At 66.2% G+C, this 20,719-nt stretch carries 20 protein-coding genes; 11 read left to right on the forward strand and 9 right to left on the reverse strand.

Going from position 1 to position 20,719, the window contains the following annotated elements:
• Positions 1-83 precede the first annotated feature (83 nt).
• The 5 genes from EL340_RS04695 (at position 84) to EL340_RS04715 (ending at position 6,536) form a co-directional block, all read left to right on the forward strand.
• A complete protein-coding gene (locus tag EL340_RS04695; RefSeq protein ID WP_126413650.1) occupies positions 84-1,310 on the forward strand; it encodes an alpha-amylase family protein in 1,227 nt (408 codons plus the stop codon).
• Between the two features lie 112 nt (positions 1,311-1,422).
• The gene (locus EL340_RS04700) at positions 1,423-2,709 is read left to right on the forward strand and encodes a sugar ABC transporter substrate-binding protein (protein WP_126413651.1); all 1,287 of its coding nucleotides are present in this window, start codon (positions 1,423-1,425) and stop codon (positions 2,707-2,709) included.
• 89 nt (positions 2,710-2,798) lie between these two features.
• The gene (locus EL340_RS04705) at positions 2,799-4,316 is read left to right on the forward strand and encodes an ABC transporter permease subunit (RefSeq protein ID WP_232023220.1); all 1,518 of its coding nucleotides are present in this window, start codon (positions 2,799-2,801) and stop codon (positions 4,314-4,316) included.
• Positions 4,317-4,407: 91 nt separating this feature from the next.
• Entirely contained in the window at positions 4,408-5,325 is a 918-nt protein-coding gene (locus EL340_RS04710; protein WP_126413652.1) for a sugar ABC transporter permease, read from the forward strand.
• Positions 5,326-5,522: 197 nt separating this feature from the next.
• Complete coding sequence (locus tag EL340_RS04715; protein ID WP_126413653.1) at positions 5,523-6,536, forward strand: LacI family DNA-binding transcriptional regulator; 1,014 nt, start codon at positions 5,523-5,525, stop codon at positions 6,534-6,536.
• Between the two features lie 57 nt (positions 6,537-6,593).
• On the opposite strand, the gene EL340_RS04720 is transcribed toward EL340_RS04715, so the two are convergent.
• Both EL340_RS04720 and EL340_RS04725 read right to left on the reverse strand, forming a co-directional pair.
• Positions 6,594-7,841: a glycerate kinase gene (locus EL340_RS04720; protein ID WP_126413654.1), complete on the reverse strand. Its 1,248-nt coding sequence runs from the start codon at positions 7,839-7,841 to the stop codon at positions 6,594-6,596.
• A gap of 40 nt (positions 7,842-7,881) precedes the next feature.
• Positions 7,882-9,270, reverse strand: coding sequence for a dipeptidase (locus EL340_RS04725; RefSeq protein WP_126413655.1), 1,389 nt, complete (start codon positions 9,268-9,270; stop codon positions 7,882-7,884).
• Positions 9,271-9,311: 41 nt separating this feature from the next.
• Here EL340_RS04725 and EL340_RS04730 point away from each other — a divergent pair, with 41 nt between their 5' ends.
• Positions 9,312-9,920, forward strand: coding sequence for a DUF3043 domain-containing protein (locus EL340_RS04730; RefSeq protein ID WP_126413656.1), 609 nt, complete (start codon positions 9,312-9,314; stop codon positions 9,918-9,920).
• A gap of 100 nt (positions 9,921-10,020) precedes the next feature.
• Positions 10,021-11,037: an aldo/keto reductase family protein gene (locus tag EL340_RS04735; protein ID WP_126413657.1), complete on the forward strand. Its 1,017-nt coding sequence runs from the start codon at positions 10,021-10,023 to the stop codon at positions 11,035-11,037.
• Between the two features lie 48 nt (positions 11,038-11,085).
• Here EL340_RS04735 and EL340_RS04740 read toward each other — a convergent pair whose 3' ends face one another.
• Together EL340_RS04740 and EL340_RS04745 are read right to left on the reverse strand one after the other, a co-directional pair.
• Entirely contained in the window at positions 11,086-12,390 is a 1,305-nt protein-coding gene (locus tag EL340_RS04740; RefSeq protein WP_126413658.1) for an MFS transporter, read from the reverse strand.
• Positions 12,391-12,414: 24 nt separating this feature from the next.
• Positions 12,415-13,479, reverse strand: a complete 1,065-nt coding sequence (locus tag EL340_RS04745) for a quinone-dependent dihydroorotate dehydrogenase (RefSeq protein ID WP_126413659.1) — start codon at positions 13,477-13,479, stop codon at positions 12,415-12,417.
• 170 nt (positions 13,480-13,649) lie between these two features.
• On the opposite strand from EL340_RS04745, the gene ypfJ reads away from it, so the two are divergent.
• From ypfJ to EL340_RS04760, 3 genes are all read left to right on the forward strand, one after another.
• Entirely contained in the window at positions 13,650-14,558 is a 909-nt protein-coding gene (gene ypfJ / locus EL340_RS04750; protein ID WP_126413660.1) for a KPN_02809 family neutral zinc metallopeptidase, read from the forward strand.
• A gap of 190 nt (positions 14,559-14,748) precedes the next feature.
• Complete coding sequence (locus EL340_RS04755; protein ID WP_126413661.1) at positions 14,749-15,255, forward strand: flavodoxin family protein; 507 nt, start codon at positions 14,749-14,751, stop codon at positions 15,253-15,255.
• A 55-nt stretch (positions 15,256-15,310) separates the two neighbouring features.
• The gene (locus tag EL340_RS04760; protein WP_126413662.1) at positions 15,311-15,670 is read left to right on the forward strand and encodes a hypothetical protein; all 360 of its coding nucleotides are present in this window, start codon (positions 15,311-15,313) and stop codon (positions 15,668-15,670) included.
• Between the two features lie 97 nt (positions 15,671-15,767).
• Here the strand turns inward: EL340_RS04760 and EL340_RS04765 are convergent, their stop codons facing one another.
• The 5 genes from EL340_RS04765 to EL340_RS04785 form a co-directional block, all read right to left on the reverse strand.
• On the reverse strand, positions 15,768-17,294 hold the full coding sequence (locus EL340_RS04765; protein WP_126413663.1) for a polyamine aminopropyltransferase: 1,527 nt from the start codon (positions 17,292-17,294) through the stop codon (positions 15,768-15,770).
• Between the two features lie 10 nt (positions 17,295-17,304).
• Complete coding sequence (locus EL340_RS04770; RefSeq protein WP_126413664.1) at positions 17,305-17,550, reverse strand: DUF350 domain-containing protein; 246 nt, start codon at positions 17,548-17,550, stop codon at positions 17,305-17,307.
• A 51-nt stretch (positions 17,551-17,601) separates the two neighbouring features.
• On the reverse strand, positions 17,602-18,369 hold the full coding sequence (locus tag EL340_RS04775; protein ID WP_126413665.1) for a hypothetical protein: 768 nt from the start codon (positions 18,367-18,369) through the stop codon (positions 17,602-17,604).
• Positions 18,366-18,704 (reverse strand): S-adenosylmethionine decarboxylase family protein, encoded by a 339-nt coding sequence (locus EL340_RS04780; protein ID WP_126413666.1) that lies wholly within the window; start codon positions 18,702-18,704, stop codon positions 18,366-18,368. Before EL340_RS04780 ends, EL340_RS04775 begins: the two co-directional genes overlap by 4 nt.
• 122 nt (positions 18,705-18,826) lie before the next feature.
• Entirely contained in the window at positions 18,827-19,591 is a 765-nt protein-coding gene (locus tag EL340_RS04785) for a hypothetical protein (RefSeq protein ID WP_126413667.1), read from the reverse strand.
• A 225-nt stretch (positions 19,592-19,816) separates the two neighbouring features.
• On the opposite strand from EL340_RS04785, the gene EL340_RS04790 reads away from it, so the two are divergent.
• Positions 19,817-20,629: a MerR family transcriptional regulator gene (locus EL340_RS04790; RefSeq protein WP_126413668.1), complete on the forward strand. Its 813-nt coding sequence runs from the start codon at positions 19,817-19,819 to the stop codon at positions 20,627-20,629.
• Positions 20,630-20,719: the final 90 nt, after the last annotated feature.

Here is a 20,719-nt window from a genome sequence, read left to right on the forward strand (position 1 = left end):
GCCAGCACCCGACGAGACACCGATGAAGCACTCTTAGGAGTGACGCTCCTGGGCACCAGTCCGGCGGAAGGGAGACACCTACCGTGACCACAACCACTACCCTCGTTCACCGGCCCTACGACGGTCCGGAGGAGTGGTGGCGCCACGCACTGGTCTACGAGATCGCCTCACCCGCCCTGGGAGCCGCCGATCTGGACCACACCGACCCCGTCATTGCGCACGCCCTCTACCTGGGAATGGACGCGGTGCTCCTGCGCCCAAGCTTGCTCGACGTCAGCTCTGAGATGGACTCGATCCGCCGTTTCATCGACAAGGCGGGAGAACAGGGCCTGCGCACCATCGTGCGCATCTCCGGTGCGCTCGGTCCGATCACCGGCCCCTACGCCAAGCAGACCACCGGCTTCATCACTGGGCTCGAAGGGGCGGGCGAGGATCTGCTGCGCCGCTCGGAGGCCTATCTCCAGGCCGGGGCGGTCGGCATCGACCTGGGAACGATCGTGCCTCCGCAGATCACCACCGAGACCCGCCTGGACCGCCTCAGTGCCTACTTCGCCATGCTCCACGGCCAGCTCGCCGAGTACGTGGAGGAGGGAATCATCGGCGCTGATGTGACAGCCGACTACCCGGACTCGTTGCGCCACCACCTCCAGGACGACTGGGTCCACCACCTGCGCGACGACTGCCTGACCCTGACCAGGTGGAGCGCCGAGTCCCTCACCGCCCACCTGACCCGGTCCCTGGACGAGCACGACCGCTTCGGCGCACCACCCACCTGGCGCTTCCTGCCTCCTCACATCCTGTCCGAGCACCTGGACCCGGGGGACGGCCAGCGCTGGTACTCCGTCGACCACGATCTGCGCCTGCTTCGAGGGCTGGCGCTGCAGGCCATGATGCTGGCTCTGCCGGGTTCCCTCTACCTGCGGCAGGGTGACGAGATCGCCCTGACCGATGGCGACAAGCCCACTGCTCCCCTGGAGCTGGCGGACATGGTGGCCGAGCACACTCGGGGACAGTCCTCCCAGTTCGGGTCCCCCGCCGCGACCGTGCGGCACGCCGCCCACGTGCGCAACGAGTACAACCTGGCCTGCGCACCCCTGGCCTTCGTCACCGGGCTGGAGTGGTGCCCGCCTGAGGCTCTGGCCTTCCTGGTGCGCGGCGTGCTGGTCGTCGTCAACACCTCAGACTCCCCGATCATCCTGCCTGCTGAGGCCAAGGTGCTGCTGTCGTCTCAACCCCTGCGTCAGGACCAGGGGCGGCTGTTCATCCCTCCGACGACGACGACCTGGCTTGAAGCCACAACCGTGGCCTAGAACAGGCGACTGCAAATTTCGTTCATCTCTTGCAATCATTGCATTAGGCAGTTAAATTGTGGTGCGGGGCGAGGGGTTCCTCGCTCCGAATCTGATTCGAAGGAGAATCCCTGTGGCACCCACCCGCCGATCCTTCTTGACGATGGCAGCCGTCGCCACCACCGTTTCAACCGTTGCATCCTGTTCCAGCTCGCGTAGCGCCAACGGCGCAGCCGCCTCAGACGGTACCGACCAGCAGGCAACTGGGACCGCTGGAGGCGGCTCCAGTGCCGACCTGGTCATCTGGGCCGATCAGAAGAAGGCCGACTCACTCAAGGAGATCGCCAAGAGCTGGGGCGACAAGCAGGGCATCTCGGTGGCGGTCCAAATCGTCGCCAACGACCTCCAGCCCAACTTCGTCACCGCTAACCAGGCGGGCAACGGCCCTGACATCGTCGTCGGTGCGCACGACTGGATCGGTAACCTGGTTCAGAACAGCGCAATCCGGCCAATCGTCCTGAGTCCTGAGGCGGAGGCCAACTACACTGATGTCGCTCTCAAGGCAGTCACCTACGACAGCCAGGTCTACGGCACGCCCTACGCGGTCGAGTGCTTGGGCCTGTTCGTCAACAAGGCGTTGACCTCTCTCACCCAGCCGGCCACCATCGAGGAGATGATCGAGGCCGGGAGGGCGGCCGGCACCGAGCTCATCCTGTCCCAGGCCGTCGATGAGAAGGGCGACGCCTACAACATGGAGCCGATCTACACCGCGGCAGGAGGCTACCTGTTCGGTAAGAACCCCGATGGCTCTTACAACTCCAGGGACCTGGGTATCGGCCAGGAGGGCTCGATCAAGGCTGCGGAAAAAATCAGGCAGCTCGGCCAGCAGGGAGTCCTGCGGAAATCAGTCACCGCGGCCAACCACATCTCCTTATTCACCGATGGCAAGGCCCCCTACCTCATCTCCGGGCCCTGGGCGCTGGCTGACATCAAGAAGGCCGGCATCGACTACCAGCTCACCAGGATCCCGGGGTTCGGCGACATCAAGGGCAGTCAGGCCCGCCCCTTCGTTGGTGTCAACTGCTTCTATGTCGCCTCAAACGGTAAGAACAAGGCCTTTGCCGAGACCTTCGTCGCCGAGGCTGCCAAGGACATGACCTTCGCGGCCTCGATGTTCCCGTCCAACGAGCTTCCGCCGGCGCAGAAGGATCTCGCTGAGAAGCTCAAGGCGGAGCAACCCGACATGGTCGCCTTCGTGGGCCTTTCCTCCGAGGCTGACCCCATGCCCGCGATCCCGGCCATGTCATCGGTGTGGGAGCCCCTCGGACGAGCTCAAGCCAACATCGTTGCAGGCGCGGACCCTGCCAGCACCATGACCGGAGTCGGCGAGACCATCAAGGCCTCGATCGACGGCTCATAGCCAGGGCTCTTCTTCCCAACGCGCCCCTTTTCAATCACCTCCAGAATTTCTCCTACTACTTTCCCGCTTATGGAAAGGACTTGCAGATAATGACGTCCGCATCCACCACCGTCCCACGGGAGAAGACCACGACCGTCAGGAGCGTCATCGGACGCATCGTGGTTCTCTCCCTCACGCTGGTCGCAGCGATCTATCTCGTCCCGCTCCTCATCGCTTACCAGATGTGGTTATGGCTGGGTGTTGTCCTCCTCGCTACGGTCGCCATGTTTCTGTTGTACTCGACCAAGAGGTTCGTACCAGCTAAGTACCTCTTTCCTGGCACATTCTTCCTGACCGTCTTCCTCATCATCCCGATCATCCTGACAATCCAGACATCCTTCACCAACTTCGGAGACGGTTACCGCGGGACCAAGGAGGAGGCGATCACCGCCATCACCAACAACTCCATGGTTCGCACAGAGGGCTCCCCCACCTACGGGCTATCGGTCGCGACAGACGGCGACGTCACCAATGGTCCCTTCTCTCTGTTCCTGGTCAACCCGCAGACCAAGGAGGTCCTGCGTGGAAGCGACGGTAAGAGGATGGAGAAGGTCGATGCCTCCGCCGTCACCGTCGACGACGGCGTGGTGACCAAGGCCGACGGCTACACGATCCTGACGCCCAGGCAGATCAACACCGCCTATGAGGACATCACCTCCATGTCGGTCCCCTTCTCCGAAGAGACCACAGTCAAGGTTCAGGGCGTCAGGACCGCATTCGAGGGCACCAAGAGAATGGTGTATGACAAGTCCTCCGACACCATCGCCAACACTGCCACCGGAGACGTTTACTCGGTCAAGAAAGTGGGGCTGTCCGAGCACTTCGTCAATGACAGGGGCGAGAGTCTGGCCCAGTCCTGGAGGCAGAACGTAGGGTTTGCCAACTACTCCCGGCTTTTCACCGAAGGGAACCTGGCCTCCCAGTTCCTCAAGGCCTTCACCTGGACAATCATCTTCGCCTTCGGATCGGTGCTGCTCACCTTCGGCCTCGGCTTCTTCCTGGCGCTGACTCTCAATGACGACCGTATTAAGGGAAAGAAACTCTACCGATCCTTCCTGCTGCTGCCCTACGCCGTCCCCGGCTTCATCTCGCTGCTCGTGTGGTCGAACTTCTACAACCAGGACTTCGGACTTATCAACCAGACGCTGCACCTCAACGTCCCCTGGCTGTCCGACCCGACCATGGCGAAGGTCGCGGTCCTGCTGACGAATACCTGGATGGGCTTCCCCTACATGTTCATCGTGTGCACCGGAGCGCTCCAGTCCATATCCGGAGACGTCAAAGAGGCCGCCAAGATGGACGGTGCCAGCGGGTTGCAGGCCACCTGGCGCATCATCACCCCTTTGCTCCTGGTCGCCGTCTCCCCTCTGCTGGTGAGCACCTTCGCCTTCAACTTCAACAACTTCAACGCCATCCAGCTACTGACCGAGGGGGGCCGTTCCCGGCAGGAGAGTACACACGCGGAGGTACCGATATTCTCATCTCCATGGTCTACCGCATCGCCTTCGGTCGCTCCGGCTCAGACTTCGGATTCGCCTCAGCCGTCTCGGTCATCCTTTTCGCCGTGACCGGCGTCCTGGCCGCCTTGCAGTTCCGGGCCACTAAGAGGCTCGAAGACGTCAACTGACCAGAGTCGATTGCGAAAAGAACAGAATCGCTATGAATACCTCTTCCAAGACCATGTCCAAGCGCTCCGACAGATCCCTGACCGCTGAGAACCGTATGCCCTTCTCGCGATGGTTCCGTGAGATCGGCTGGAGGCATGTCGTCGGCATCCTCGCCCTCGTCTTCGCCGCTTTCCCCGTCCTCTACGTCGTCTCCGCCTCGCTCAACCCGTTGGGGACGGTGGCTTCCACCAGCCTCATCCCTACCAGGATGAGTCTGGTTAACTACCAAAACCTACTGGCTGAAGTTCGTGGTCCCTTCCTACGCTGGTACCTCAACACCATCATCATCTGTTCAGTGGTGGCCACCGCCCAGGTCTTCCTCTCTCTGCTGGGCGCCTACGCGTTCTCCCGCTTCCGATTCACAGGACGCCGCGGAGGACTGTTGGCCCTGCTCCTGATCATGATGTTCCCGGCGATCCTGTCGATGATCGCCATCTACACGATGATCTCCGACATCGGCCAGGTAGTCCCCTTCCTCGGCCTCAACACGCTGGCCGGCTACAGCTTGGCACTCATGGGCGGGGCACTGGGGCAGGTGTGGCTCATCAAGGGAACCTTCGACACCATCCCTCGGGAGCTCGATGAGGCCGCCATCATCGACGGATGTACCCACTGGCAGGTCTTTAGGATCATCCTGCTGCCTACCCTCAGACCGATCATCGCCACAACCTTCCTGCTGGCCTTCGTCGGAGTTATCAGCGAGTTCCTCCTGGGGTCGATCATCCTGACCGATAACTCTCAGAAAACCCTGGCAGTGGGGCTCTACGGCATGCTCGTCGGCGATCGATCCAACAACCTGGGTATCTTCGCCGCCGGCGCGGTCCTTACCATGGCCCCGGTGATCGCACTGTTCCAGTACCTGCAGCGCTATATCGTTGGCGGCTCATTATCGGGCGCGGTCAAGGGCTGAGCAAGAGGTTCGAATCACCAAGCTTCCGGCGGTGAGGAGAACGAAGAATCAGGGGCGTGCGACACCTCGTCGCCGCCCCTGATTCACGGCAACGATGCTTGATCTGCGATAATTGCGGCTGGAGGGCCGAGCGATGAGCTACCGGCGGTTCACGCGAAAAGGCTCCTCTCCTTCACCGATCCTCGTAGGATTCACTCATGCCACAGAGACTCACCCTTACCGACATCGCCGACCAGGCGGGTGTCTCCACCGCCACCGTCTCACGTGTGCTCAATGGAAAGTCCAACGTGGCCGACTCGACTCGGCGGCAGGTGCTCGCAGCGCTCGACATCCTGGGCTACGAGCGGCCTGAGTCCGTGCACCAGGCATCCCGGGGCCTCATGGGGCTGATTGTGCCGGAGCTGAGCAATCCGATCTTCCCCCTGTTCGCCCAGCAGATCGAGCAGCTCCTGGCGCCTTCCGGGCATACCCCGCTGCTGTGCACACAGACGCCCGGCGGCATCAGCGAGGACGAGTACATCGAGATGCTGGTGGACCGCGGCGTCGCGGGAATCATCTTCGTCTCCGGGCGCCACGCGGACACCACCGGCGACGTCACTCGCTACCAGCGTCTGCGTGAGCGCAGTGTACCACTGGTGACGATTAATGGTAACGCGCCCACCATCAAGGCCCCGGGATTTGCCACCGATGACCGCCGAGCCACCCGGGTGGCGGTGGATCACCTCATCGCCCTAGGGCATCAACGTATCGGGCTCGCCATGGGGCCGATGCGCATGGTTCCGGCTCAGCGCAAGCGCTCCGGCTACGAGGACGCCATGAGTGAGGGACTGCCTGGCGAGCCGCTGCGGATCGTAGAGACGCTCTACACCTACGAGGGTGGTGTCAGTGCGGCTCTGCACCTGCTGGAGCAGAGCTGCACCGGCATCGTGTGCTCCTCGGACGTCATGGCCCTCGGAGTGGTCCATGGGGTGCGTCAGACTGGCAGGTCCGTGCCTCACGACGTTTCCGTCATCGGCTACGACGACTCGCCGCTCATCCCGATGACCGACCCGCCGCTGACCACGGTGCGCCAGCCGGTGGACGCCATCTGCCGGGCGGCCGTCTCCACGCTGCTCGCACAGCTCGACGGGGAGAGGCCGGCCAACACCGAGATGCTATTCGCTCCCGACCTTATCGTACGCAACTCGACTGCTGCGGCCCCCATCGACTGAGACGCCCGTACGCGCTGTAACGGAATCCTGGGTGGGAGGCAACCTGCGCGGGTGGGCTCAACGCGACCAGGTCCGGGCCAGCCGGCCGCCCATGTCGGTCAGGCGCGCCTCCAGCACGTCGGGGCCACCGGCGTCCCACGGCTCGATGGCGTGGGGCTCCTGCAGGCTGTAGACGCTGGAGATCCCGGCACCGGCGAGCTCGCCCCGGGTGGTGGCGCATCGCCCGCACACCAGGACGGCAGGAAGCGCCTGCGAGGCGGCGAGATCTCCGACGACGTCCACGACGCCGTCGGCCAGAACGTCATAGAGCTCGCCCGAGGCGGTGACCACCATGTCCTGACCGAGGACCGTGTCAGAAAGGCCCAGGATCTCCGCCATGACGCGGGCTCCGGGCCGTGCCCACGCCCCCAGGGCTCGCAGCGCCATGGCGCCGCCTCCGGCCGCCCCGGTCCCCCAGGTGGTGGTGCTCAGGTGCCCCGTTCCCCGGGAGTTCGCGGCGGACAGGGACGGCATCTGTGCGTCGTCGAGCGCGGAGACGACGGGGAGCAGCCTTTGTTGTCCACCAAAGGATGGTCGCGGGGTGGCGGCCGCGCTCACAGCCTCCGTGGCGGCGGCGCAGGCTCGGCGATCCAGCTCCTGGGCCTGTGCGGGACTTAAGGAGGTGATCTCCGCCAGTGCCGCACCGGCCCCGCTCATGCCTCCCAGGGCGATGCCGTCGGCCAGGGCCAGTCCGAGACTGCGTCCGACGAGCAGGTCCATGGCCGCTGGGGCGCCACCGAGTGCGTCCAGCGCCCCGGCTCCGCCATCGTGGACGGCGGAGCGGGACAGCCCCACGACGAGCGTGTCGGAGGGAGAGGTACGGCCCAGGGCGGTTCCGATGACCTGCCCCAGACCATAGGTGCTGCCATGGCGAGCCTCCTGGGCGCTCTCATCGGGGTCCAGGGGAGGCGCCAGGAGGCGAGCGGCGTCGAGGAACCAGGTCCTGCCCTCTCCTGGACGCTGCGCCGCCGACCGTGCCGGGCCGGGGCCCAGCCGTACCAGGTCGACCTCCCGGACCTGTCCGAGCGGTCCCTGTCCCTGAATGGCCTCACGGGAGGCGATGCGCTCCGGGGCGATGACCTGGGCCGAGCCTGGGCCGCCGTCGGCCATGGGTACCAGGGTCAGGGAGTCGTCGGGACGCACCGCGTGCCAGCCGCGCTCCAGGCAGGCGGCGACACTGCTGGCCGGAAGGCCCCGGCCCGGGCCGGCCAGAGGTACTCCGGCCGGCTCGGGCCACAGCCCGCCGGGGGCGAGGAGGACCTTCATGCCCCGATCCTCACGCAACGGTTCCGGCGAGCGTTTTGAGTCATGAGGCGATGGCGTCACCGAGACGGGCCAGGAGGAGGGCCTCAGCGACCACGATGCGCTCGAGCTCGCCCAGGTGCATGGACTCGTTCTCGCTGTGAGCTCGGGTGTCGGGGTCCTCGATCCCGGTGACGAGCACCTGGGCGTCGGGGAAGGTCTCCTTGAGGGTGGCGATGAAGGGGATGGAGCCGCCCTGGCCGATGTTGACGGCCTCGGTGTCCCAGGCAGTGGACAGCGCCCAGTGGGCGGCCTCGGATGCGGGGGTGGTCTCGGACCCGTCGAAGGCGGGACCCGCCTCGCGACCGGTGACTGTCAGACGGCCGCCGAAGGGCACGTGCTTCTCCAGGTGGGCGACCAGGGCCTCCTGGGCCTCGGCGGGGTCCTGGCCCGGAGCGATGCGCAGCGAGAGGCGGGCCGTGCACGAGGGGGTCAGGACGTTGCCGGCCAGGTCCAGGGGCGTGACATCCATGCCGATCAGGGTCAGGGAGGGCTTGGTCCATAGCCGGGCGGTGAGGTCACCGGTGCCAACGAGCTCGACGCCGTCGAGGACCCCGGCGTCGGCGCGGAAGTCGGCCTCCGGGTAGTCCGGGAAGTCGGCGTCGGCCTGAGGGTTGGAGACGAGTCCGGCGACGGCGACGTCACCGGCGTCGTCGTGGCAGGAGGCGATCAGGCGGCACATGGCGGTGGCGGCGTCCAGGACGGGGCCACCGTACTGGCCGGAGTGGAGCGCGTGGTCGAGCATGTCGAGGCGGACGTCGACCTGGACGACGCCGCGCAGCAGGGTGGTCAGGGAGGGGGTGCCGACCTTCCAGTTGGAGGAGTCGGCCACGACGATCACGTCGGATGCCAGCCGGTCGCGGTAGGTGGTCAGGAAGCTCTCGAAGGAGGGGCTGCCGACCTCCTCCTCCCCCTCGATGAACACCGTCACCGAGCAGGGCAGCTCGCCGTCGGCCAGGGACGCCAGGGCGCGCAGGGCATGGGTATGAGTGATGACGCCGGCCTTGTCGTCGGAGGTGCCGCGCCCGAAGAGCCGATCACCGCGGCGCTCGGCGGTGAAGGGGTCGGCCTGGTCCCAGCCGGCCGGGTCGCCGACGGGCTGGACGTCGTGGTGGGAGTAGAGCAGGACGTGCGGGCTGCCCTGGGGCCCCTCCTTGTGGGCCAGGACGGCGGGCCTGCCGGGGGTGCCGTCGGGGGCCGGGACGGAGAGGATCTCCGCGTCCAGGCCGCTGTCGCGCAGGAGCGCGGCCACGGCCTCGGCGGAGCGCTGGACCTGCGACTGGTCGTGGCTGGAGGCGGAGACGGACGGGATCGCCACCAGATCGGTCAGGTCGGAGATGATGGCGGGCATGGAGGTGTGCACAGCGGCGCGCACGGCATCGACAGTGATCATGGTTTTCAGGGTATCGCGTCGCTGCCGCTAGTCTGTGCACCGTGAGCCTGTTCAAGAAGCGCAGCCAGACCCCTGACCCGGAGCCTGCGGCCGAGCCCGCCCCCAAGCCCGGCGGCAAGGGGCGCCCCACTCCCCGGCGCAAGGACCAGCAGGCCAAGAACCTGCACCCCGTGGTTCCCAAGGACCGTCAGGCCGCCAAGCGCGAGGCGCGAGCGGCTCGTGACGAGGCCTGGAGGCGGCAGAGCGAGGCCATGGTCACCGGTGATGAGAAGTATCTTCCCTCCCGGGAGAAGGGCCCGGTCAAGCGCTACATCCGCGACTACGTCGACGCGCGCTTCAGCCTGGGCGAGTTCTTCATGCCCCTCATCTTCGTCCTGCTCATCCTCTCCTTCGGCCTCAGCCGCCTCCTGCCCCAGTACCCGCTGGTCAGCTTCTACACCGTGCTGGCGATGAACGGCTACCTGCTGCTGGCGATCGCCGACTCCGTGTGGGCCTGGAGCCGGTTGCGACGCCGTCTGTACAAGAAGTTCGGCGAGGAGCGGGTCAAGGACGAGGGAACGATCTTCTTCTACATCATGTCGCGCTGCTTCATGCTGCGGCGCTTCCGCCGTCCCGCCGCCCTCGCGAGCCGGGGGCAGTACCCCTCCTGAGCCCAACCCGGTCCCGGCCGCTTCCGGATGATGGCCCTATGACACCCGCATGACACCCGCAACGGTTCCGCGTCATGGGACCGTGCCGTAGGGTGGTGTTATGGAACACACTGTTGGATACAGGCATCTGGGCGCATCCGGGCTGAAGGTCACCGAGATCACCTACGGCAACTGGCTCACGCACGGCTCGCAGGTGGAGGCCGACACCGCCATCGAGTGCGTTCACACGGCCCTGGACCTGGGAATCACGAGCTTCGACACCGCCGACGTCTACGCCAACACCGCCGCCGAGGAGGTTCTGGGGCGGGCGCTGTCCGGCAGGCGCCGCGAGTCCCTGGAGATCTTCACCAAGGTCTACTGGCCGATCGGCCCCAAGGGCCCCAACGACGTGGGCCTGTCCCGCAAGCACATCATGGAGGGCATCAACGGCTCCCTGGCGCGACTGGGCATGGACTACGTGGACCTCTACCAGGCTCACCGCTACGACCACGAGACCCCGCTGGAGGAGACCATGCAGGCCTTCGCCGACGTCGTGAGGGCCGGCAAGGCCCTCTACATCGGGGTCTCGGAGTGGACTGCCGAGCAGATCCGTGCCGGCCAGGAGCTGGCCACGCAGATGGGTTTCCGCCTGATCTCCAACCAGCCCCAGTACTCGGCCCTGTGGCGGGTCATCGAGGACAGGGTGGTTCCCACCAGCCAGGAGCTGGGCCTGGGGCAGATCGTGTGGTCGCCCATGGCGCAGGGGGTGCTGTCCGGCAAGTACCTGCCCGGCCAGGAGCCGCCCGCAGGCTCACGCGCCACCGATGACAAGGGCGGCCGCCAGATGATCTCGCGGTGGATGCGCGACGACGTGCTCACGGCGGTCCAGGCCCTGCGGCCCATCGCCCAGGACCTCGGGCTGACGATGCCTCAGCTGGCGATCGCCTGGGTGCTGCGCAACCAGGCAGTCTCCTCGGCGATCGTGGGGGCCTCGCGCCCCGAGCAGCTGGCGGACACGGTCAAGGCCTCGGGAGTCCATCTGGACGACGACGTCATGGCCGCGGTCGACATCGCCCTGGGCGACGTCGTCGAGCGCGACCCGTCGCTGACCACGTCCCCGGACAGGCGCCCCGCCTGAGTCGCCGCCGGTACCTTCACTGCGCTAGACACTGGTCTCAGAGCCGCGTCATACAGTCTGCAGGGATGCGGCCTGGTAGGTGGTGAGCTCGTCGTCGAGGTAGCCGGGCTTACAGATGCGCCACCCGAACCAGGCCATCGGGATGACCGAGGCGAGCAGAACGATCAGCGGTAGCCTCCAGCCACCGGCGACGCCGTAGAGCCAGCCGATAAGGAAGGGACCGGCGCTGGCCATCGCGTAGCCGAGGCTCTGGGTGAAGCCGGACAGCGCCGCAGTGACCCGGTAGTCGCGGGTACGGGCGGTGACCAGGACGAGAACGACCTGAAAGGTGCAACCGGCCAGGCCCAGCAGAACCACCCAGAGCCAGGCGAGCGCCGTCGGAGCCAGCAGCAGCCCCAGGTAGCCCGGGACGAGCAAGGCGATGAGCCCCAGCATCCATGGCCCCACGTCCCGGGCTCTGGCGACGATCGTCGGGACCATCAGGCCGGCCAGAGTGCCGCACAGCGAGAAACCTGCCAGCAGGAGAGCGGCGGAGGCCAGAGACAGTCCGGCGTCACGGAAGATCTGGGGCAGGTAGGCGAAGGTGACGTAGGCGTGCATGGACTGGATACCGAAGAACAGTCCCATCGACCGGGCTCGGGGATTGCGCGCCATATCCGCCAGCCCCGGTCCGGGCGCTGATCTCGCGGGTGACTCCGCCTCGCCCCGATCCTCTCCTCTGGCTAAGACGGCCACTGAAGCCACACTGCCGTGCTCCGGGCCTTTGCCGGGCCGCCACCGTGCGTTAACGACGACAGCGATCCACGGCACCGCCGAGACCATCGCGCCCCATCCCCACAGGGCCAGGCTCTGCCTCCAGCTGCCGCCGGCCGTGATGATCCCTGGGGCGAGGACCTGAGGCAGCAGGGCCCCGATCGGCAGAAGGATGACGTAGATGCCGGTCCACCTGTGGGCGTGCAGCCCGAAGCGCTGCTTGATGGCCATCGGCACCAGGACGTTGCCCAGCCCCGCACCGCAGAGCCCCACCACGCTCAGCGCAAGGAAGGGAGCTGCCGAGGTGCTGATGGACCGTCCGAGCAGCCCTACCGCCCCGATGACGGCGGCCAGGGCGAGCCCGCAGGCCGGCCCGATACGGTGGCCCAGACGAGCGGCGACAGATCCCGCCAGGGCGAAGGAGAGCCCCGGCAGGGCGGCGAGCAGCGCGGCCCCGGTGGCGCCCATTCCCACACCGCCACGGATCTCGGCCAGGACCGGCCCGACGGAGGTTGCTGCGGGCCGCAGCATGAGAGCGGCGAGGATGATTCCGATTCCTATGACCGGCAGGCCAGGAGGCGGCGTTCGGCGTTGGCGCATAGGTGGGGACGCGTTGATGGGGACCTATCGTGGCCTGCGGGCGGTCGCGCCGGCCGTGGCGGTGGCCAGGGCCCGGTTGATGCGCCCCGGCCAGGCCGGCCCGTTGTAGATGAAGGCCGAGTAGGCCTGGAGCAGGTCCGCTCCTGCATCGAGCATGAGCTCGGCGTCCATGATGGAGGAGATGCCGCCGACGCCGATGATGGTGGGCTCCTCCCCCAGCCTGCTGCGCAGGCGGCGCACGACCTCCAGGGCGCGGGGCAGGAGCGGGGCCCCGGACAGGCCGCCCTCCCCCAGGTCATGGTCGATGGTGGTGTTGGTGGCCACCACCCCGTCCAGGCCCATGTCCAGGACCAGGTCGGCGACGGCGTCGAGGTCCTCGTCCGCCAGGTCCGGGGCGATCTTGACCAGGAGCGGGACGTGGCGCCTTGCGGCGTGGTCCGCGGCCTCGCGCACTGTCTCAAGGATCGGGCGCAGGGCCTCGACGCTCTGCAGGCTGCGCAGCCCGGGCGTGTTGGGGCTGGAGACGTTGACGACGAGGTAGTCGACCCAGCGGGCCACCGCCGCGGCCGAGTAGCGGTAGTCGTCAACCGCGTCCTCCAGGGGTGTCACCTTGGTCTTGCCGATGTTCGCGCCGACGACGATGGAGCGCCCCCGCGGTGTACGGCGCAGGGCGCGCAGCCGCGTGGCGGCCTCGTCGGCACCGGAGTTGTTGAAGCCCATGCGGTTGCGGATGGCCCGCATCTGCGGGTAGCGCCACATGCGGGGCTTGTCGTTGCCGTCCTGGGCGTGGGCGGTGAAGGTGCCGACCTCGATGAAGCCGAAGCCGAGCATGTCCAGCCCCTCAACGGCCTGCCCCTCCTTGTCCATCCCGGCGGCGAGCCCCATCACGCCGGGGACCGGCCGGGCGAAGGGACCACCCTGGTTGGCCGAGGGGACGGGGAAGGCCGGGCGGCGTCCCCACATCTGACGCACCACGTCCCTGACGAAGGGGACCTTGCCGGTGACCTCGATCGCGTCCAGGCACACGTCGTGGATCAGCTCGGGGTCAATGCGGGTCAGGACGGTCTTGTACAGCAGGTCGTAGAGCACGGTCTCAGGCTACCCCGGTGGGGTTCATCGCGGTTGATACGGTCGTCGCCGCCGGCGCGTGCAGATCCGGACTCGGCGCTCCGGGCGTTCCTGCTTCGCGCGGTAGGCGGTCTCACGGTAGCGTGGTGGCAGTCCCAGCCTGGTCGCAGGCGTGTTCTCAGAGGTGGTCCGTGTCCTTCAACCGCGATATCCAGATCGATCCCAACCGGGTCCAGACCCGTTCCGGCGGCGGCCGGGGCGCGATGATCGGCGGAGGCTCGATCCTCACCGTCATCGCCGTGGTCCTCATCTCCCAGCTGACCGGTGTGGACCTGTCCTCCATGCTGGGGTCGCAGCAGCAGGCCGGCACGACGACGTCGACGGCCTCGTCCATCGACACCTCCGTGTGCACCAGTGGGGACAGCGCCAACAAGTACACCCAGTGCCGCATGGTGGCCACCGCCGAGTCCCTCGACGCGGTGTGGACGGACCAGCTGCCCGCCCAGGCCGGGATCACCTACGCCAAGCCCGAGTTCGTCCTGTGGGACGGCACCCAGATCTCCTCGGCCTGCGGGAACGCCTCCTCGGCCGTGGGCCCCTTCTACTGCTCAGGAGACCAGACGGTCTACCTGGACATGAGCTTCTTCTCCGAGATGGAGAGGTCCCTGGGCGCCACCGACACCCCTCTGGCCGAGGAGTACATCGTGGCCCACGAGTTCGGGCACCACATTCAGCACCTGACCGGGCAGATGGCTGCGGCTGACCGCTCGGGCAGCGGTGCGACGTCGGACTCGGTGCGACTGGAGCTTCAGGCGGACTGCTACGCGGGGATCTGGGTGAACCACGCATCCTCGACCGCCGACCCGGAGACCGGTCAGCCCTTCCTCAACCGCCCCACCAGTGAGGAGATCAGTGGTGCGCTGGGAGCGGCCGAGGCCGTGGGCGACGACCACATCCAGGAACGGGCCAAGGGCCACGTCGACTCCGACACCTGGACCCACGGCTCCTCCGAGCAACGCGTGCGCTGGTTCACCACCGGGATGAACACCGGCTCGGTTCAGGCCTGCAACACCTTCGGCGTCGACGCCTCCCAGCTCTGAGACGGCTGCGGCGACGTCGCCGTCACTCTCACACCTCTCCCTTCCCCACCGGTCTCTGCGGTTCTAAGGGGCCCGTCGCCTTCCGGGCGGCGGGCCCCGTTTGCGTGCGACGTGGCGTCACACCTGACGCTGTGATCATGACGCGTACTGCACCGGCGTCATCACCGGAACCGGACTTTAGGAGGAGACCATGGCCACGGCACTCATCATCGTTGAGTCTTATTACGGCAACACCCGAGCCATCGCCGAGGCCGTCGCCGCCGGGTTAATCGAGGGCGGCGTCGACGCCCAGGTCATCGGCGTTGACCAGGCTCCGAGCGCTCTGCCCGCGGACCTGGATCTGCTCGTGCTGGGAGCCCCTACCCACAACCGGGGCCTGCCGACTGCGGCCACACGGGCCAAGGCGCGCGAGCAGGCGGGGACGAGCGAGTCTTCCCGTGGGATCGGCGAGTGGCTGGAGACCACGGCGATTCCGGCCTCCACGGCCGTCGCCGCTTTCGACACGGTCGTCTCCAGGGGCTGGCTCAGCGGGTCGGCGGCCAAGGCGATCGCCAAGGCGCTGCGGCGACAGGGGCGGGAGACGTCGTCGGTCAGGAGCTTTGTCGTCAAGGCGAGCCGGGGACCGCTGGCAGGTGGCGAGGAGACCGGTGCCCGCACCTGGGGACGCGAGCTCGCGGTTTCGGCAAGCGACGGATAGCTGCGTACCTCTTCGCAACAACTGTGCATCGCATCATCGAAAGGAAAACAACAACATGACAACAACGAACCACGACAAGTCGACCCGGCTACAGCTGAGCGGACGAAACATCGCCGGAGCCTGCCTGGCCGTCTGCGGCCTCCTCCTCATCATCTGGGGAGGGACTCTCCAGTCCGTGAACGTCACTGACCCCGACTTCATGAGCTTCGCCGTCAGCGGGCTGGTGACCGTCGCCACCGGGGTATGCCTGGCGACGGCGCCTCCTCCTGCTGCTCGTGTCGCACTCATCTGGCTGGCAACGCTGACGTCGATGCTCTTTCTTTTCATCATCGGCATGGAGGTCATCGTGTCCCTGATGAGCTGTGTGATGATCGCCGGGATCGCCACCTGGCTGACCATCAAAATCCTGAGATGAGAAGGGCGGCCGACTCGGTGCGGTAACCAGGGTAACGGCGAAGTCGCTTCCGGAAAGGTTCAGGGAAGCGACTTCGCCGAGCTTGTTCCTGGGTGGTTCAGTAGTAGCGCCACTGCCTCATGTCGCGGTTGTAGACCTCGACGATCCGCGGATGCAGGAGAGTGGAGGGCTCCATGGTCTCGGTGCGGGCCGGCTTGGTGCGCATGATGAACTCCAGGGTCGCGCGGTCCTGGTAGGTGAGCCCCTCGGGCAGTGGCTGACTGATGAGGTTGTGCGGCGTCCTAGTGGATAGGACGAAGCCCCATTCTCCGAAGGAGGGGACGTTAGTCGAGAAGGGCAGGATCTGCCGGTCCGGCTGAGCGGCGGCGACGGTGCTGGCCACCGTGGAGAAGGCGTGGGGTGAGAAGAAGGTGGAGGTGGCCTGGGTGACCATGACGCCTTCGGGTGCCAGCCGCGTCTCGATGTGCCGGTAGAACTCGGTGGAGTAGAGCTTGGCGAGCTTCTCGTTGGAGGGGTCGACCAGGTCGATGAGGACGACGTCGTAGGTGGTGCTGGAGTCCCGGACGTAGGTGAAGGCGTCGTCGTTGACGACGTTCACCCTGGGGTCGGACAGGGAGGCGTGGTTGAGGTCCTTGAGCAGGCGGTTTTCTCGTGCCAGCTCGGTGACGCCGGGATCGATGTCCACGATGGTGACGTCCTTGACGCTGGGGTAGCGCAGGATCTCTCGCGCCAGCAGACCGTCCCCGCCTCCGAGAACGAGGACGTGGGCGGGGTCCTTCACCGAGGTCATGGCACTGGCCGACAGGGTCTCGTGGTACCGGGCCTCGTCCAGGCTGGAGAACTGGAGCTGGCCGTTGAGGTACATGCGCAGGTCGTTCTGGTAGTCGGTGAGAACCACCTTCTGGTACGCGGTCTGCTGGTAGTAGACGACCGGGTCGTTGTAGGCCAGTGCCTCCACGCTGCGCTCGATGCGGTTGGCGGCAACGAACATGCCGACCAGTGCCACGACGGCGGCGGTCGCCGCCCACAGAATCTTGCGCGGGGTGCGCACCTGGAGCAGGACGAGGACCGCGACCAGGACGTTGAGCGCCCCCACCAGGTAGGCGCCGCGCATGAGGCCGAGCTGCGGGAGGAGGACCAGGGGGAAGACCAGTGAGGCCACCAGAGAGCCGAAGTAGTCGATGGCCATGACCTTGCCGAGCAGCTCGCTGGTCGAGCGGCGCCCGAAGGCGGCGAAGGTCCGCACCAGCAGTGGGATCTCCAGACCGATGAGGATGCCGATGGTCAGGCTGATGCTGCCGAAGACCACCCAGTGCAGGCGGGTGCGCCCGAAGGCCAGGTACAGCAGGAGGACGGAGTTGCCTCCGATGAGGCCGAGGAGGACCTCGCTGACGCCGAAGACGACCGCCGGAGCGGCACGGAAGCGATTGACCAGCAGCGAGCCGATGCCCATGCCGAACAGGGTGATGCCGGTGGCGAGGCTGAAGCTGAGGACGGAGTCTCCCAGGAGGTAGGAGGCCGCCGTGCCCAGGATGAGCTCGTAGATGAGCCCGCCGATCGCGGCCAGCAGTGCCGCGGTGAACAGGGCGACGTTCTCCCGTCGTCCGATTCGGCCGTGGGTCATGATGGGGCGCTCAGCTCAGGATGGTCGCTGCGATGATGATGGCGATGGCGAGCGCCGTGCCGGCGAAGGCGACTCCCAGGCCGATGTTCTGGTCCTCGATGAGCTCGCGCCTGAGATCAAGACGGAAGATGCGGTTGACGAGCAGTGCGAACACCATGAGCAGGACGACTCCGAGCACCGCGTAGACGATGGTGCTGAGCAGGGACTGCCAGTTGAGGTCAACCGACGACTGGTGGGTGATGGCCATGAGTGACATGTCTTCTCCTTCGTGTATGCATGGCAAGAGGATGAGGTTCCGAGTTCTTCACTATTTTCCGACGCCGCCACCTCCGCCCCCGTAGACGGAGCGGTTACGGAAGAACGATCCGCCTCCCGATGGAATGAGACCGTCATCATCATTCCACTCAAGGATCGCCATCAGAATGAGAAACAGAATGACCCAGAATAGAGGTGACTTCCAACTACCCCGAAGTCCAGGGCTCACCGATGAGAGCCACCGGCCAAGCCGTCGTGCGACGCCTGGCACCCACCACGGCCGATACACGGGTCTGCCGAAGATCTTGGACTGACGCTCAGGCAACAGGGCCGTTGTGCGATAAGCCTCACGCTCCCGGCAGCGATGCTCATCGATCACGATGCTGGAGAGCGGCTTCCTCGCCCCTTTGACACGGAGCTCGACGCATGTCGTCGTTGAAACAGCTCCTGTCGGATGCGGAATGGTTCCAGTTTCGTAATCAATATCGGCTCGGTATATGTCCTCAACCTCAACGGTATACGGTCGACCATTGACTTTCACCTGCCGGGCCTGACCGACCTCGAGCGCGAGCGGATCGATCGTCGGTTGAATACTAACCGGCTCGTGAAGAATGGCCTTATTCGCATCCCGATTGATCTCAAGCCAGAGCTCCTTACCGTTGTCGTCGATCAGGCGCCACTGCTCCCACCGAGTGAGGCTCCGGCTTCGCCGATCCCGCCGTTTCAGGAGAACTCGCCCCATGACGGTGTAGGAGTGACTCTTTTTCCTCAAGGTGCCCCGGAGCGTCTCACCGATATGCAGATCACCTCTGATACTCACAGCGTGATCCCCGAGCTGGTCACCTGCTGAGCCTGAAGCCGCTGACGCACCATCTCCCCCACTGCCTCGATCTGCACAGGGGTCAGTGTGCGGCAGCTGGTGAGCGTCACATAGCCGGTGCCGGACTCGGGCCAGGTGTGAGCAGCAATGTGTGACTCGGACAGGATGACGACGGCGCTCAGCCCCTGGGGCTCGAACCGGTGGTGCGCCCTGGAGACGGCAGTCAGTCCCGCCTCCCGGGCGGCGTCGAGGAGAATCGACTCGACGGCGGGGAGATCATTGAGCACGTGCGGCTCGGCCCCACTGATCTTGTAGCTGACAGAACACAGGCTCACCGCACTCACGCGAGCACGGTAGCAATGTGACCGGTTCCCACCAAACGGGGCGATGTCCCCATCCAAGACCCGCCAAGCGGCCGGAATGGAGCTCTGCGCTCCGTCATCGCTGAGGCGCGAACCTACTTGCCGACGCCGCCTCCGCCGCCTCCGTAGACGGGACGGTGACGGTAGGTCCGTGAGGAGCCCGTGTCCGAGGTGCTGGTGGAGTCGGCGCTACCGCTGGAGCGGGTGCTGCTGGAGCACGAGGAGAACAGTCCGACGACGAGCACGACGCTGACGATCGCGCCGATGAGGGCGCACCCGATGTTCCGGCCCGACCCACCTCCAGCGGGTCCGCCTCCAACGGGACGCCTGTTGTAGATGACGCGCCCGAAGAGCTGCCTCTGCTGGGCGGAGGACAACGTGGTCTTCCGGTAGGCCAGCAGGTCACGGAACCGGTGGCTGTCGATGGTCAGCCTGCTGGTCACCCCGGCCGGGTCGGTCAGCCGCAGCTCGACGTAGGTCATCGTCTCGCCGAGGTTCAGGGGGCACACCGGGGTGCCGACGACCTCCTCAAGCGTACCGGTGGTGACCTCCTCGACAAGCGCCCAGTGCGGAGCACCGTTGACCGTCAGCTGCAGCTGCTGGCCGACGGCCAGTGCCCACGGCTCAATGGTCTCCTGGAGGTGAACGGGCTCGTAGAACAGGACCTCACCGGGGTCGTGATCGAGCTCGACCCAGGTGTCGGCACTGCCGGCGCCGATGAGCTGCCACTCCTCCCAGTAGTAGAAGCAGCGGTCCTGCGTGTCCCACTCCTTGAAGAGCAGGCAGCCTCTGACCGACAGGTTGCCGGCACTTCCCTGAAGCATCTCGCCAACCTGGAGGTTGGCCCGCATACCACTCATCTGAATGTTCCCATCGGCGAAGGACGACGCAAGGACCGCACGACACCGTCTCGGTCGAAGCCATATCCTCCTGTCATCACGCGGGCACAGTAGCAACGTGGTCAGGTCCCGGCAAACGGATCGTTCTCCCCATCGCCTCGTCCCGTCAGGGAGACTCGAGCAGTGACTGAGGCCGTTGACAGCGGGGCAGGGCTCGATGCGCTGAGACCGTGTGAGACTGGCACCATGCGCGTTGCACAGATCGCCGAGCTGACCGGGACGACGGTGCGCACGGTGCGCCACTACCACTCACTGGGGCTGCTTCCGGTGCCCTCCGAACGCGGAGGCTGGCGAGACTACGACCTGGGCCATGTGGCCCGGCTCTCCCGGATCCGCTGGTTGGTGCAGGCAGGCGTGTCGTTGGAGACCATCAAACGCGTCCTCGACGAGTCCGAGGCGACCGTCGTCGAGCAGACCGGCGACGCACCCGTAGTCGGCTCCGTTGTCGAGGACCTGGCCGGGGCCCTGACCGCCGTGGAGGATCACCTGGCCGAGGTGACCAGACAAAGAGACATGCTTGCCGGGCTGCTGGAACGGGCCAGGACCGGCTCGGCTGTCTCGCCGATGTCCCCGCGCATGGCGGCCTTCTTCGACCGTCTGGAGCAGGCAGCTCCCGATGAGGCCACCCGCACCGCCGTGCGCAGGGAACGGGATCTGACCGACCTGGCCTGCTACCGCGGTCAGATGCCGCCGGAGGCAGAGTTCCTCTTCGTCGACCCGGATCCTCGTTACGACGCCGAGTCGCTGGCCCTCTACTCTCAGGATCCGGCCGAGCTGTCGGACGCGCAGATCGAGCAGCGTGCACGGGTCACGGTGTCACGTCTGGAGACCCGGATGACCCCTGCACGCCTGAGGGACCTGGCGAGCAGTGTCGACACCGAGGCGGTACGGGCGCTCTTCCGCCTCATCACTCGCATCGAGTACCTCGATCCTCGCCTCGCCCAGGCCTCGGAGCGAGAGTTCCTCGCCGCGATCGATCGGTGGCGCAGGAATGAATAGGTCTATTCCACGAGATTCGGGGTCTACTGGCCAGGAACTGACCGCAGTGCACGGGACCCCGCCCCTCGTGGAGTACACCCACCTCCCGGC

Origin of the sequence: Actinomyces viscosus (assembly GCF_900637975.1) — a bacterium.
GTDB classification, from domain to species: domain Bacteria; phylum Actinomycetota; class Actinomycetes; order Actinomycetales; family Actinomycetaceae; genus Actinomyces; species Actinomyces viscosus.

Bases quoted from the DNA above. Each gene is read 5' to 3' on its own strand.
- EL340_RS04705 (WP_232023220.1), top strand. From the start codon at position 2,799: ATGACGTCCGCATCCACCACCGTCCCACGGGAGAAGACCACGACCGTC.
- EL340_RS04710 (WP_126413652.1), top strand. From the start codon at position 4,408: ATGAATACCTCTTCCAAGACCATGTCCAAGCGCTCCGACAGATCCCTG.
- EL340_RS04715 (WP_126413653.1), top strand. From the start codon at position 5,523: ATGCCACAGAGACTCACCCTTACCGACATCGCCGACCAGGCGGGTGTC.
- EL340_RS04720 (WP_126413654.1), bottom strand. From the start codon at position 7,841: ATGAAGGTCCTCCTCGCCCCCGGCGGGCTGTGGCCCGAGCCGGCCGGA.
- EL340_RS04725 (WP_126413655.1), bottom strand. From the start codon at position 9,270: ATGATCACTGTCGATGCCGTGCGCGCCGCTGTGCACACCTCCATGCCC.
- EL340_RS04735 (WP_126413657.1), top strand. From the start codon at position 10,021: ATGGAACACACTGTTGGATACAGGCATCTGGGCGCATCCGGGCTGAAG.
- EL340_RS04740 (WP_126413658.1), bottom strand. From the start codon at position 12,390: ATGCGCCAACGCCGAACGCCGCCTCCTGGCCTGCCGGTCATAGGAATC.
- EL340_RS04755 (WP_126413661.1), top strand. From the start codon at position 14,749: ATGGCCACGGCACTCATCATCGTTGAGTCTTATTACGGCAACACCCGA.
- EL340_RS04760 (WP_126413662.1), top strand. From the start codon at position 15,311: ATGACAACAACGAACCACGACAAGTCGACCCGGCTACAGCTGAGCGGA.
- EL340_RS04765 (WP_126413663.1), bottom strand. From the start codon at position 17,294: ATGACCCACGGCCGAATCGGACGACGGGAGAACGTCGCCCTGTTCACC.
- EL340_RS04770 (WP_126413664.1), bottom strand. From the start codon at position 17,550: ATGTCACTCATGGCCATCACCCACCAGTCGTCGGTTGACCTCAACTGG.
- EL340_RS04785 (WP_126413667.1), bottom strand. From the start codon at position 19,591: ATGAGTGGTATGCGGGCCAACCTCCAGGTTGGCGAGATGCTTCAGGGA.
- EL340_RS04790 (WP_126413668.1), top strand. From the start codon at position 19,817: ATGCGCGTTGCACAGATCGCCGAGCTGACCGGGACGACGGTGCGCACG.